The organism is Terrabacter sp. LjRoot27 (genome assembly GCF_964254175.1).
Taxonomy (GTDB): domain Bacteria; phylum Actinomycetota; class Actinomycetes; order Actinomycetales; family Dermatophilaceae; genus Terrabacter.
This window is the reverse complement of sequence record NZ_CAXUSS020000001.1, coordinates 833,985-846,340: the sequence shown is the minus strand read 5'-3', so window position 1 is coordinate 846,340 and position 12,356 is coordinate 833,985. Positions and strand designations below refer to the sequence as shown.

Below are 12,356 nucleotides of genomic sequence, written 5' to 3'. Positions count from 1 at the left end.
GTTAGGCTGCTCGACATGGAGCAGCCGACCCCTCCGCAGGCACCGATCAGCCCGCTCGACGCGCTCCGACGCATCTGCTTCCTGCTCGAGCGCGGCCGCGAGAGCAGCTACCGGGTCAACGCGTTCCGCAAGACCATCGAGGCCATCACCCTCATCTCCGAGGAGGAGCTGCACGAGCGCGTCGAGGCCGGAACCCTCAAGCAAATCAAGGGAATCGGCGACTCGAGCGCCGCGATCATCGGCCAGGCCGTGCGCGGCGTCCTGCCGGCCTACCTCGTCTCCGCCGAGGAGAAGCACGGCGCACCGCTGACGACCGGAGGCGCCGAGCTCTACGCCGCGCTCCGCGGAGACCTGCACGCGCACTCCAACTGGAGCGATGGCGGGAGCCCCATCGAGGAGATGGTCCTCGCCGCCGTCGAGCTCGGGCAGGAGTGGATGGCGCTGACCGACCACTCACCGCGCCTCACCGTCGCCAACGGCCTGAGCCGGGCCCGCCTCACCGACCAGCTGAAGCGCGTCGACGCCATCAACGCGAGCCTCGGCGAGGCCTTCACGCTCCTGCGGGGCATCGAGGTCGACATCCACCTCGACGGCTCCCTCGACCAGGACGACGACATGCTCGACCAGCTCGACGTCGTCACGGCCTCGATCCACTCGAAGCTGCGCCAGCCGTCGTTCGAGATGACACCACGCATGGTGGCCGCCGTGCGCAACCCGCACACCAACGTCCTCGCGCACTGCACCGGTCAGCTCGTGACGGGCGGCCGCGGCAAGCGCCCGCCGTCGCAGTTCGACGCCGAGAAGGTCTTCCGCGCCTGCCTCGAGCACGACGTCGCCGTCGAGATCAACTCGCGGCCCGAGCGGTGCGACCCGCCCGACGAGCTCATCGAGCTGGCCCGCGACCTCGGCTGCCTCTTCACCATCGACTCCGACGCCCACGCGCCGGGCCAGCTCGACATGAAGTCCCTCGGCTGCGAGCGCGCCGAGCGCCTCGGCATCCCCGCCGAGCGCATCGTCACGACGTGGCCCGTCGACGAGGTCCGGGCTTGGGCCAAGGGGTGATCCTGGGCGCCGTTTCGGAGGCGATCGGAGGGGTCCCGGACGGGCATCCGGAGCCGATTTGGACGGTGCTGGAATCTCCCATATAGTTTCGACGTCCCAACGGATAGGTCGGGCAGGTCCCCATCGTCTAGCGGCCTAGGACTCCGCCCTTTCACGGCGGCAGCACGGGTTCGAATCCCGTTGGGGATACGCAGTACAGTTCGACACGCACCACCCAGTAAGGCCCCGTAGCGCAGTTGGTTAGCGCGCCGCCCTGTCACGGCGGAGGTCGCCGGTTCGAGCCCGGTCGGGGTCGCAAGACACCAGAAGCGCCGCTCTCATCAGAGAGCGGCGCTTCTCGCATGTCCGGCCGTGCATGTCCGGCCTCGTAGGGTGGGCGGGTGCGGATCGCGGTGCTCGACGACTACCAGGGCGTCGCCCTGTCCAGCGCCGACTGGTCGCCGGTCACCGCCCACCCGACCTCGCCGTGCACCGTCGACGTCTTCCGCGACCACCTCTCCGACGCCGCGGCCCTCACCGAGCGCCTCGCGCCCTACGACGCCGTCGTCGTCATGCGCGAGCGCACCCCGCTGCCGGCGGCCGTCCTCGCCGCCCTCCCCCGCCTGCGGCTCGTCGTGACGACCGGCCGCCGCAACCCGAGCATCGACGTCGCTGCGGCCACCGCCGCCGGCGTCACCGTCTGCGGCACCGAGAGCCTCGCCACCGCCCCCGCCGAGCTGACGTGGGCGCTCGTCCTCGGGCTGGCCCGGCAGCTCGTCCCCGAGGCCACGGCCGTGCGCGACGGCGGCTGGCAGACGACGGTCGGTCGCGACCTCTCCGGCCACACGCTCGGCCTGCTCGGGCTCGGCCGCATCGGCACGCAGGTCGCCGCGGTGGGCCGGGCCTTCGGGATGGACGTCGTCGCGTGGAGCCGCAGCCTCACCCCGGAGCGGGCCGCGCAGGCGGGCGTGCGGGTGGCCCCGCTCGACGACGTGCTGTCGGGCTCCGACGTCGTCTCGGTCCACCTCGTCCTCGCCGAGGGCACCCGCGGTCTCGTCGGCGAGCGCGAGCTGGCGCTCATGCGCCCCGACGCGCTGCTCGTCAACACCTCCCGCGGCCCCATCGTCGACGAGCACGCCCTCCTCTCGGCCCTCCGGCGAGGTCACCTCGGTGGCGTGGGGCTCGACGTCTTCGACGAGGAGCCCCTCCCCGCCGACCACCCGCTGCGCACCGCGCCGCGCACGCTGCTGACACCCCACCTCGGCTACGTGACGCGTGACGTCTACGCGACGTTCTGGGCCGGCGTCGTCGAGGACGTGACGGCATACCTCGACGGTGCCCCGATCCGAACGCTCTGACCGCTCGTCGGCCGCGTGACCGCGCCACGGCTGCGTCCCGGCGACCCGCACCGCGAGATCTCGCGCAGGACCATTCCGAGGGCGTATGCCGTCCGGCCGGCTCCCGCGGGTCCGCGACCTCAGCGGTGGCCGGCGCGCAGCACCAGCTCGAGCTCGAACCGGACCTCGGGGTCGTCGAGCGCGTCGCCGAAGAGCTCCTTGAGCTGGGCGACGCGGTAGCCCACGGTCTGCTGGTGGACGAAGAGCTCGGCGGCGATCGGGGCGCGCTGTCCCTGGTGGCGTAGCCACGACAGGAGTGTCTCGGTGAGGCGCTCCCGCACGGCCGGCCGCAGCCCGTCGAGCGGTGCGAGCCGGGTGCGCGCGAGGTCGTCGGTGGCGAGGGGCTCGGCGAGGACGACGAGCTCGGCGAGGTGGTCCTCGACCCAGACGGGGGCGGCGTCGCCGTGCGGCCGGTCCGGGCCGGGCGCGACCCCGTGGGCCCCCGCCGACGTCGCGAGGTGCAGCGACTCGCCCGCCTGCTGCCACGGGCGGGCCGGGCCGACGATGGCGCGCCGCCCACGCAGGGCCCGCTCCAGGTCGCGCCGACGCGCCTTGCGGCTGACGAACGGGAAGACGACGACGACGTCCGCGCCTCGCTCGGCGACGAGGCCGTCGGGGCCCAGCGACCCGCGCAGCCCGTCGACGTGCGGGAAGGGCACGAGGGCGACGACGACGACCTCGGGCAGGGTCCAGCCCACGGCTGCGGCCAGCCGCGCCACGCCGCCGTCGCTCGAGTCGCCGCGCAGGATCATCTCGAGCAGCTCACCGCGCAACCGCAGCTGCTCACCGGCGCGCTCGGACTGCTCCTGGGCGTAGCCCTGCGCGCTCGCCGCGGACAGCTCGTCGATGTAGGCGAAGAGCGACTCGCCGAGGGAGAGCAGCACGTCGGGCGGCAGCTGCGACACGTCGACGGTGCGCGAGATCGCGCGGAAGGTGACGCGCGCGCCGTAGCGGTAGGCGGCCAGGAGGGACTCGAGGCTCCGGCCGGAACGCACCTCCCCGCGACCGAGGTTCTCGTAGACCCACTTCCCGTCCTCGGACAAGGCCGTGAGGCGCGTCCCCGGAAGGTCGAGGAAGCGGTTGAGCGCCACCGTCACACCCCGACGGACGCCCTGCCCGAAACGGCCCTCCATCGGCATCGCATAGACCGGCACGTCACGGGGTATGCCTTCGATGATGGCCTCGACGATGTCGCCGACGACGGGGCGAAGCACGGTCGTGACTTCGGCTGGCAGAGACAACCACGGCGGGTCTGACGTGTCCTGTGCCACTTCGACCTCCCACCTTTTGTCGTCACGCGATAGTTTCCTCTCTCAAAGAGTACGCGCCACCCCAAGATCCCGAGGGGCTTCGGCGACGACCATAGGAGGATGACCCAGATCAGAGCTCTCCGGCGTGTGGCGTCGATCCTGACGACCCCTCTCGCGCCCGAGGACATCATCAATCTGGTCAACCCGCTCGCGTCGGCGCGACAGCTGCGCGGGGTCGTCACGAAGGTGGTCCGCGAGACCCCCGACTCGACGACGATCCACTTCCGGCCCGGCCGCGGCTGGAACCCCCACGCCGCCGGCCAGTGGGCCCGCATCGGCGTCGAGATCGACGGCGTGCGCCAGTGGCGCAGCTACTCGCTGTCGGCCGCCGTCGGCCACGACCCCGCCATCACCGTCACCGCGATCGGCTTCGTGTCGACGGCGCTCGCTCGCAGCACCAAGGTCGGCGACATCCTCTTCCTCGACACCCCGCAGGGCGACTTCGTGCTCCCCGAGCACCCCCGTCCCCTCCTCATGCTGACGGCGGGCAGCGGGCTGACGCCGGTCATGTCGATGATCCGCACGCTCGTGCCGCGACGACCCGACGCCGACGTCGTGCTCGTCCACTCGGCGCGCACCCGCGACGACGCCCTCTTCCACGACGAGCTGCTCGAGCTCGCCGACCAGTTCCCCGGCCTCACGGTCCGCCACTGGTTCACGCGCGAGGAGGGCTCGCGGCGGCTCGACCTCTCGGACGTCACCGACCTCGAGACGCTCTGTCCCGACTGGCGCGAGCGGGCGGCATACGCCTGCGGTCCGACCGACTTCCTCGACGCGGCCACCGAGCTGTGGCTGCGCGACGGCGACGACGCCACCCACACGAACCTCACCATCGAGCGCTTCGCGCCCGTCCTGCTGGAGGGATCCGGCGGCGAGGGCGGGCTGCTGACCTTCGAGAAGTCCGACAAGGAGGTCGAGGCGGGCGGCGACGTCCCCCTCCTCGAGGCCGGCGAGGACTGCGGCGTCGTCATGCCGAGCGGGTGCCGCATGGGCATCTGCCGCAGCTGCCTCGTCCCGCTCGTCGCCGGCAAGGTCCGCGACCTGCGCACCGGTGAGGTCCACGGCGACGAGGGCGAGCTCATCCAGACCTGTGTCAACGCAGCCGCCGGACCCGTCCACCTGGACATCTGAGAAGGGAACCACCATGACTGCCACCACGAACCGACCGACCACGACGCCCCTCGAGGCCGCCGCCACCGATGTCGCCGAGGGCACCGCCCCGGCGACCCGGACGCGCAAGCCGGTCCTCGCGGCGTCCGGCGGCCCCGCCAAGCGCCCGAGCGCCGCCGCGCACCTCTCCGACGCCGACGTCGAGCAGCTCGGCAAGGAGCTCGACGCCCTGCGCGACCGCGTCATCGCGACGCGCGGCGCCTCCGACGCGGCCTACATCCGCCGCGTCATCCGCATCCAGCGCACCCTCGAGGTGGCCGGGCGCGCGACGCTTCTCCTGTCGAAGAAGAAGACGGCGTTCGTCGCCGGTACCGCGATGCTCAGCGTCGCGAAGATCCTCGAGAACATGGAGATCGGCCACAACGTCCTGCACGGCCAGTGGGACTGGATGCGCGACCCCGACATCCACTCCACGACGTGGGAGTGGGACTTCGTCACCCCGGCGGCTGCCTGGAAGCACACGCACAACGACCTGCACCACACGTGGACCAACGTGCTGGGCAAGGACAAGGACGTCGGCTACTCCATCCTGCGCATGGACGAGGGCCAGCCCTGGCACCCGGGCAACCTCGGCAACCCGCTCTACAACATGATCCTCGCGCCCTTCTTCGAGTGGGGCATCGCGATCTACGACCTCGAGCTCGAGGCCGTCAAGGACGGTGAGAAGTCCAAGGACGACCTCAAGAAGGACCTCAAGGCCATGGGCCGCAAGGTCGTTCGCCAGTTCACCAAGGACTACGCCGCGACCCCGCTCGCCGCCGTCCCCTTCGGGTCGGGCAAGCAGGCCCTCATCGGCACCTTCACGGCCAACGCGATCCGCAACGTCTGGGCGCACTCGGTCATCTTCTGCGGCCACTTCCCCGACGGCGTCGACACCTTCACCGAGGAGGAGATCGAGGGCGAGACCCGCGGCGACTGGTACATCCGCCAGATGCTCGGCTCGGCCAACATCTCGGGCAGCAAGCTCATGCACATCATGACCGGCAACCTCAGCCACCAGATCGAGCACCACTGCTTCCCCGACCTGCCGAGCAACCGCTACCACGAGGTCGCCGTCGAGATGCGCGAGATCTGCGAGCGCTACGGCCTGCCGTACACGACCGGCCCGCTGCCCAAGCAGGTCTACCAGGCGTGGGCCAAGGTCTTCCGCCTCGCCCTGCCGAACCGGCCGCGCCCCCTGCCGAAGAACGCCGCCCACGCCGTCAACGCCCCGGTCCCGCCGCGGCGCTCCGCCCTGCCGATGGTGGCCAGTGTCGGCTGAGGCGGCCCTGTCGTCAGCACGACCGGTGCCGACGGCCGCCTTCTTCGACCTCGACCGCACCCTGATCAGAGGATCCGCCAACTACCCGCTCGCGATCGCTGCCTTCCGCGGCGGTCACGTGCCGTGGAAGGACCTCGTCAAGGACACCGTCAACGCGATCTCCTTCCACCGCAAGGGATCCACCGACGAGGGCTCCGAGGCGCTGCGCGAGCGCATCCTCAGGGCGGTCGCCGGCATCCCGCAGTCCGACATCATCCACCTGACCGACGCGATCGTCCCGGGCATCGTGCGCAAGGCCATCCCGGCCTCGATGGGCCTGCTCGCCGAGGCGCGCGCCGTCGGCCACGACCGCATCGTCGTGTCGGCCTCCCCCATCGAGCTCGTCGGCCGCATCGCGACGGCGCTCGGGCTCGAGGGGGCCGTCGCCACGCGCAGCGAGCTCGACGAGGAGGGCCGCTACACGGGGCACCTCACGGGTGAGTTCTGCTACGGCGCAGGCAAGGTCATCGAGATCGAGAAGCTCGCAGCCGAGCGCGGCTACGACCTCGAGCGGTGCGCCGCCTTCAGCGACTCGGTCAGCGACCTGCCGATGATGGAGCGCGTCGGGGAGGCGGTCGCGGTCAACCCCGACCGTGAGCTGCGCGAGCTCGCGCGCGAGCGGGGCTGGCGCATCGTCGAGGTCGGCCGCAAGCGCCACTGACCATCCCGAGGTCGTATGCCCTCCGGCCCGGTCAGAGGGTCCAGCTCGACTTCTCGTAGCCCACGACCATGCACCGGGTCGGCACGCACGTGATGCGGTAGGGCTGCACGTCGAGTCGGCTGTTCGTCGCTGCCCACGCGCGGCCGTCCCACACCCAGGTCACACCGTCGTACGCCAGCCCGACACAGCGGGTGCTGCTCTGGCAGGCCCAGCCGCCCAGCCCGGAGGGCCAGCTCCCGCGCACGGTCCACGTCGAGCCGTTGAACGTGGCCGTGGATCCGTAGGCACCCGACGAGAGCATGCAGAACGTGGGAGAGACGCAGGTGAGGTCGAAGACCTCTGTCTGACCGGACCGGCGCACGGCGGACCACATGCTGCCGTTCCACGTGCGAAACGACCCGTCCCGGGTCATGGCGATGCAGAAGTTGGACCCGCGGCAGGCCAGCCCGGTGAGCTCGTTCGAGGTGAAGAGACGGACGGGAGATGCCCACGTGCGGCCGTTCCACCGTCGGGCCTCGCCCCCTTGGAACAGGAAGCACAGGGAGCTCGACCCACATGCGACGGCGCCGTAGGGGGCGAACGAGTCGAACGGTGTCGCGGGCCCCCACGCGCCGGTCCACGTCCGGAAGGCGCCCTGCTGCGAGTCCACGGTCATGCACCAGGTCGCAGACACGCAGGAGACGAGGGTCGGCCGAACGCCGAGGCGCCCGGGTGCCGTCCAGCTCGTGCCGGTCCAGCGCAGGACGTTGCCCGTGTCGTCCGCCGCCATGCAGAAGGTCGCGGTCGGGCACGACAGGTCGGTCACCCATCCCGACGTCGGGTCGAACGTGGCCGCCGGGGTCCAGGTGGACCCACTCCCGCGCTGGAAGCGCCCACGGTCGTCGACGACCACGCAGGCCGTCGACGTGGCGCAGTCGACGACCGTGCTGGCACCGAAGACCGTGGTGAGCTCGCGGATCGACCAGGTGGAGCCGTTCCAGCGGCCGACCCGCCGGTCACCGACGGCGTGGCACGACGTCGCCGAGGTGCACGACAACGAGTTGGCCTCGAGCAGCATGCCGTTCTGGGCCTCTCCCGCATAGCGCCACGAGGTCCCGTTCCACCGCCACGTGCGGTACGACGTGCCACTCGTCGCGAGGCAGAAGGTCGCCGACGTGCACGAGAGGTCGAACGTGGAGTCGACGCTCGTCTGGTTGAGGAAGGAGGCAACCCACTGCGCACCCGAGGACCTCAGAGCGATCGCGGCACCCGTGCTGGCGACACCGATCCCGTGACAGACGGCCGCCGACGGACAGACCACGGCATCGACCCGCGAGGCCCACGGGGCGGTGACGACGCCAGTGATCGTCGAGCCGTTCCAGTAGCCGATGCGGCGAGCGGACTGGTCGTTGCCGGCGACCACCGCGCAGCGGCTCGAGCTGTAGCAGCTGACGGTCCGGAACGGGGCGAGCGCCGACGGCACGACCGTCCAGGTGCCCGAGCGGTAGACGCCGTAGCCGGATGCCGACACCGCGAGGCAGAAGGTCGTCGTCGGACACGAGACGGCGCGGACGTCGGGGTTCTGGCCGTCGACGCGGGGGAAGACGACCTTGGGGGCGGTCCAGGTGCTGCCGTTGAAGGTCATGGCCCGGCCGGAGAGGTCGACCGCCATGCACCACGTCGTCGTCGGGCACGAGACGTCGCTCGGCCGGCCGCGGTCCGGGATCGCCGTGACCGGCGCGCTCCAGACGGGGTCGGCGACGGCGGTCACCGTCGGGACGCTGCGCGGCGCCACCCCGGAGGGCGGGCTGGCCTGCGCCGACTCGACCGACGGCGACGTGACCGTCGCGACGAGGACCGCCAGCGCAGCGACGACCTGGCCCAGTACGCGGCTCGCGCGCATGTCTCACCCCTGTGTGCTCGTGCACGCGACAGCCGCGCGGGCCGATGCTAGGGACCGCGGGCCTCAGTGGGCAAGACCCCACGCTCATCAGGGCCGTCGACGCCGTGCCATCGCCGGGGTGCCCGCGCGTGGCACACTTCGCGACATGCCGACGATGCGACGAGCCCTCCCGCTGCTGATGGCGGTGGCCACCGCGGGCATCGCATCCTGTGGGACACCCGCGGGTGCCGGCGGGTCCGCCACACCGGTCGCACCGACCACGATGGACGGCGGCGGGTGGTTCTCCTACGCCCCGGCGTCGGAGACTGCCGTCGCCACCGACGCAGCCTCCGGGCCTGCGACACCCTCGACCGATGACAAGGGACGCGCCATGGACACGGACCGGTTCTGGCAGCTCGTGGACCGGGCCGCCTCCGCGGATCCCGCCGCCGCAGCCGAGTCGCTCTACGACGCCCTGTCGGCGCTGCCCCCGGAGGAGGTCCTCGCCTTCGAGCGCGAGCTCGTGCGGCAGATGGGTCGGTCCAACACCTTCCTGCACCACGCAGCCGCCGAGACGGTGATGGGCTCCACGAGCCCTGACGTCTTCGTCAGCTTCCGCACGTGGGTGCTGGCCCAGGGTCGAGAGGTCTACGACGCCTTCGTCGCCGACCCGGACTCGCTTGCCTCGCACGGACCGGACGACGACGAGCAGGTCGGCGCCGCAGAGTCGTTCGAGGGCGTCGCCCTCGACGCCTGGTCGGCGCAGACCGGGCGCGACCCGTACGCCGAGGGGTCGGGCGTGCCCGTCGGCGACTCGGTCTACGACGAGCCGTCAGGCACCCGGCTCGACGACGCCCAGCGGCTCGCCCGCTTCCCGCGCCTCGCGGCGGCCTACGTGGGCGGCTCACCCGCCGACGGTCCGGCGCCGATCGTCCGACGCTGAGGCCACCGGGGCACCCGCGTCACCAGGAGGTGTGGAGGGGACGTCCCTCGGCGAAGCCCGCCGTGCTCTGGAGCCCGACGACAGCCCGCTCGTGGAACTCCTCGAGCGTGCGCGCACCGGCATACGTGCAGCTGCTGCGCAGCCCGGCGACGATCTGGTCGATGACGTCCTCGACCGACGGGCGCGCGGGGTCGACGTACATCCGGGCCGTGCTGATGCCCTCCTCGAAGAGGGCCTTGCGGGCGCGGTCGTACTCGGTGTCGGTGGCCGTGCGGTTGCGCACCGCGCGGCTGCTCGCCATGCCGAAGGACTCCTTGTACTGGCGGCCGTCGTTGTCGGTGTAAAGGTCGCCGGGCGACTCGAGCGTGCCGGCGAACCACGAGCCGATCATGACGTTGGAGGCGCCGGCGGCGAGCGCGAGGGCCACGTCGCGGGGGTGGCGGACTCCGCCGTCGGCCCACACGTGCTTGCCGAGCTCCCTTGCCGCCGTGGCACATTCGAGGACCGCGGAGAACTGCGGCCGACCGACCGCCGTCATCATGCGGGTCGTGCACATCGCGCCGGGGCCGACCCCGACCTTGACGACGTCGGCACCGGCCTCGATGAGCTCTCGCGTGCCGGCAGCCGACACGACGTTGCCGGCGACGACCGGCACGCGCGGGTCGAGGGCCCGGACCGCACGCAGCGCGTCGAGCATCTTGTCCTGGTGGCCGTGGGCCGTGTCGATGACGAGGACGTCGGCGCCGGTGTCGAGCACCTCGGCGGCCTTGGCCGCGACGTCGCCGTTGATGCCGACCGCGGCGGCCACGCGCAGGCGCTGTGCGTCGTCGACGGCAGGCTGGTAGAGCCCGGCCCGGATGGCGCCGCCGCGGGTGAGGATGCCGACGAGCTCCCCGTGCTCGGACACGACGGGCGCGACCTTGCGCCGGGCCGCCGACAGTCGCTCGAAGGCCTCCTGCGGGTCGATGGAGTCGGGCAGCACGACCATGTCCTCGTGCATGACGTCGTGCACCTGCGTGTAGCGGTCGACCCCCGTGAGGTCCTTCTCGGTGACGATGCCGACGGGCTTGGGGCCGTCGACGACGACCGCGGCGCCGTGGGCGCGCTTGCCGATGAGGACGAGCGCCTCGCCGGCGGTCATGCGCCGCTCGAGCGTGATCGCCGTGTCGTGGACGAGGTCGCGCCCCTTGACCCAGCCGACGACGTCGCGCACGACCTCGACGGGGATGTCCTGTGGGATGACGGCGATGCCGCCGCGGCGGGCGACCGTCTCGGCCATGCGGCGACCCGCGATCGCGGTCATGTTCGCGACGACGAGCGGGATCGTCGTGCCGGAGCCGTCGACGGTCGACAGGTCGACGTCGAGGCGGCTCGTGACCGACGAGCGGCTCGGGACCATGAAGACGTCGTCGTAGGTGAGGTCGAGCTGGGGCTGGAGGCCGTTGAGGAACTGCACGATCACCAACTCTAGGCGCCCGAGCCGGGCAGACCGCACCGGACGACCCCACGCCCACGGCACCGGCCCCCGGCACGCGGCCGGACGGCATACGCCCGTTCTCCTGTGCGGGCGCCCGCGCCGGAGGACGATGGACGGTGGACGCGACTGCGCCCCGGATCGATTGGGGGAACGCCATGACGGATGCACCGCACGTGTGCTTCGACCGGATCCTTCCCAAGGACCTGATGCGCCCTCACCGGCGCGAGCGCGGCCCGGACGGCGCGGACCGCGCGATATCGCCCATCGGCAAGGCGTGGATGAACGGCACGACGCTCAAGGTCCGCTTCCTCGAGGGCACGCCCGCGCAGCAGGCCAAGGCGCGCGAGCAGGCCGCGTGGTGGCAGGCCGCGTGCAACATCTCCTTCGACTTCGGCAACCACCCCAACGCCGACCTCCGGATCTCCTTCGACCCGAGCGACGGCGCCTGGTCCTACGTCGGCACCGACAACAAGAGCATCCCGAGCAACGAGGCGACGATGAACCTCGGCTTCCTCGACGGCGGCACCGCGGGGCACGAGTTCGGTCACGCCATCGGCCTCGCCCACGAGCACTCGAACCCGCAGGGCGGCATCCAGTGGAACGAGCCGGTCGTCATCGCGGCCCTCGCCGGACCCCCGAACCGCTGGGACGAGGCGAAGGTGCGCCACAACGTCTTCATGAAGTACGCGCTCGACCAGATCAAGGGGACGCAGTTCGACCCCGACTCGATCATGCTCTACGCGTTCCCGGCGACGTGGACCCTCAACGGCGTCGCGACGCACGCCAACGACGACATGTCGTCGCTCGACAAGGCGTTCGTCGCGGGAGCAGCCATGTATCCCAAGGGTGCTCCCGTCGTCACGGACGCGACGACCCTGACGGTCGACGGCCCGAAGGTCGAGGGCTCGATCGGCGCCGCCGGCGAGGAGGACCTCTACGCCTTCGACGTCGCGAGCGACGGGCTCTACGAGGTGACGACCCGCGGCTCGACCGACGTCTACCTCTCGCTCTTCGGTCCGGACAGCGACACCGACCTCGTCGGCGAGGACGACGACAGCGGCTACGGCGTCAACGCGCGCGTGCGCGCCGGACTGACCCCCGGTCGCTACGTGGCCCAGGTGCGCCACTACCGGCCGAGCGGGACCGGCTCCTACTCGATCCGGGCGCGCCGGCGCTGACCGGCTCGCACCCACAGC

General features: G+C 71.7%; 10 protein-coding genes and 2 tRNA genes. 9 read left to right on the top strand and 3 right to left on the bottom strand.

The features are described from left to right. Nucleotides 1–15: 15 nt before the first annotated feature. The 4 genes from ACSQ2D_RS03885 to ACSQ2D_RS03870 all read left to right on the top strand — a co-directional run bounded on the left by ACSQ2D_RS03885 (nucleotide 16) and on the right by ACSQ2D_RS03870 (nucleotide 2,399). Complete coding sequence (locus tag ACSQ2D_RS03885) at nucleotides 16–1,062, top strand: PHP domain-containing protein (protein WP_435984708.1); 1,047 nt, start codon at nucleotides 16–18, stop codon at nucleotides 1,060–1,062. A 116-nt stretch (nucleotides 1,063–1,178) separates the two neighbouring features. Continuing rightward, nucleotides 1,179–1,251: transfer RNA gene (locus ACSQ2D_RS03880), tRNA-Glu, on the top strand. Between the two features lie 32 nt (nucleotides 1,252–1,283). Continuing rightward, nucleotides 1,284–1,357 (top strand) — tRNA-Asp (locus tag ACSQ2D_RS03875). Between the two features lie 85 nt (nucleotides 1,358–1,442). Further along, nucleotides 1,443–2,399 carry a D-2-hydroxyacid dehydrogenase family protein gene (locus ACSQ2D_RS03870; RefSeq protein WP_435984707.1) on the top strand — a complete coding sequence of 319 codons (957 nt, stop codon included), beginning with the start codon at nucleotides 1,443–1,445 and terminating at the stop codon, nucleotides 2,397–2,399. Nucleotides 2,400–2,518: 119 nt separating this feature from the next. Here the strand turns inward: ACSQ2D_RS03870 and ACSQ2D_RS03865 are convergent, their stop codons facing one another. Further along, a complete protein-coding gene (locus ACSQ2D_RS03865; RefSeq protein WP_435984706.1) occupies nucleotides 2,519–3,652 on the bottom strand; it encodes a PucR family transcriptional regulator in 1,134 nt (377 codons plus the stop codon). Nucleotides 3,653–3,808: 156 nt separating this feature from the next. Between ACSQ2D_RS03865 and ACSQ2D_RS03860 the strand changes: the two genes are divergently transcribed. The 3 genes from ACSQ2D_RS03860 to ACSQ2D_RS03850 are packed head-to-tail and all read left to right on the top strand — an operon-like array spanning nucleotide 3,809 to nucleotide 6,879. Then, nucleotides 3,809–4,879: a ferredoxin reductase gene (locus ACSQ2D_RS03860; protein ID WP_435984705.1), complete on the top strand. Its 1,071-nt coding sequence runs from the start codon at nucleotides 3,809–3,811 to the stop codon at nucleotides 4,877–4,879. 13 nt (nucleotides 4,880–4,892) lie between these two features. Beyond that, nucleotides 4,893–6,179, top strand: a complete 1,287-nt coding sequence (locus ACSQ2D_RS03855) for a fatty acid desaturase family protein (RefSeq protein ID WP_435984704.1) — start codon at nucleotides 4,893–4,895, stop codon at nucleotides 6,177–6,179. Beyond that, on the top strand, nucleotides 6,169–6,879 hold the full coding sequence (locus tag ACSQ2D_RS03850) for an HAD family hydrolase (protein ID WP_435984703.1): 711 nt from the start codon (nucleotides 6,169–6,171) through the stop codon (nucleotides 6,877–6,879). The genes ACSQ2D_RS03855 and ACSQ2D_RS03850 overlap by 11 nt, the downstream gene beginning before the upstream one ends. Before the next feature lie 31 nt (nucleotides 6,880–6,910). Here ACSQ2D_RS03850 and ACSQ2D_RS03845 read toward each other — a convergent pair whose 3' ends face one another. Beyond that, nucleotides 6,911–8,761 (bottom strand): hypothetical protein, encoded by a 1,851-nt coding sequence (locus ACSQ2D_RS03845; protein WP_435984702.1) that lies wholly within the window; start codon nucleotides 8,759–8,761, stop codon nucleotides 6,911–6,913. Between the two features lie 370 nt (nucleotides 8,762–9,131). Here ACSQ2D_RS03845 and ACSQ2D_RS03840 point away from each other — a divergent pair, with 370 nt between their 5' ends. Next, complete coding sequence (locus tag ACSQ2D_RS03840) at nucleotides 9,132–9,683, top strand: DUF4240 domain-containing protein (RefSeq protein WP_435984701.1); 552 nt, start codon at nucleotides 9,132–9,134, stop codon at nucleotides 9,681–9,683. 19 nt (nucleotides 9,684–9,702) lie between these two features. Here the strand turns inward: ACSQ2D_RS03840 and ACSQ2D_RS03835 are convergent, their stop codons facing one another. Further along, entirely contained in the window at nucleotides 9,703–11,139 is a 1,437-nt protein-coding gene (locus tag ACSQ2D_RS03835; protein ID WP_435984700.1) for a GuaB1 family IMP dehydrogenase-related protein, read from the bottom strand. 176 nt (nucleotides 11,140–11,315) lie between these two features. Between ACSQ2D_RS03835 and ACSQ2D_RS03830 the strand changes: the two genes are divergently transcribed. Next, nucleotides 11,316–12,338: a M12 family metallopeptidase gene (locus tag ACSQ2D_RS03830; RefSeq protein ID WP_435984699.1), complete on the top strand. Its 1,023-nt coding sequence runs from the start codon at nucleotides 11,316–11,318 to the stop codon at nucleotides 12,336–12,338. Nucleotides 12,339–12,356 lie beyond the last annotated feature (18 nt).

Bases quoted from the DNA above. Each gene is read 5' to 3' on its own strand.
- ACSQ2D_RS03840 (WP_435984701.1), top strand. From the start codon at position 9,132: ATGGACACGGACCGGTTCTGGCAGCTCGTGGACCGGGCCGCCTCCGCG.
- ACSQ2D_RS03855 (WP_435984704.1), top strand. From the start codon at position 4,893: ATGACTGCCACCACGAACCGACCGACCACGACGCCCCTCGAGGCCGCC.
- ACSQ2D_RS03830 (WP_435984699.1), top strand. From the start codon at position 11,316: ATGACGGATGCACCGCACGTGTGCTTCGACCGGATCCTTCCCAAGGAC.
- ACSQ2D_RS03860 (WP_435984705.1), top strand. From the start codon at position 3,809: ATGACCCAGATCAGAGCTCTCCGGCGTGTGGCGTCGATCCTGACGACC.
- ACSQ2D_RS03885 (WP_435984708.1), top strand. From the start codon at position 16: ATGGAGCAGCCGACCCCTCCGCAGGCACCGATCAGCCCGCTCGACGCG.
- ACSQ2D_RS03845 (WP_435984702.1), bottom strand. From the start codon at position 8,761: ATGCGCGCGAGCCGCGTACTGGGCCAGGTCGTCGCTGCGCTGGCGGTC.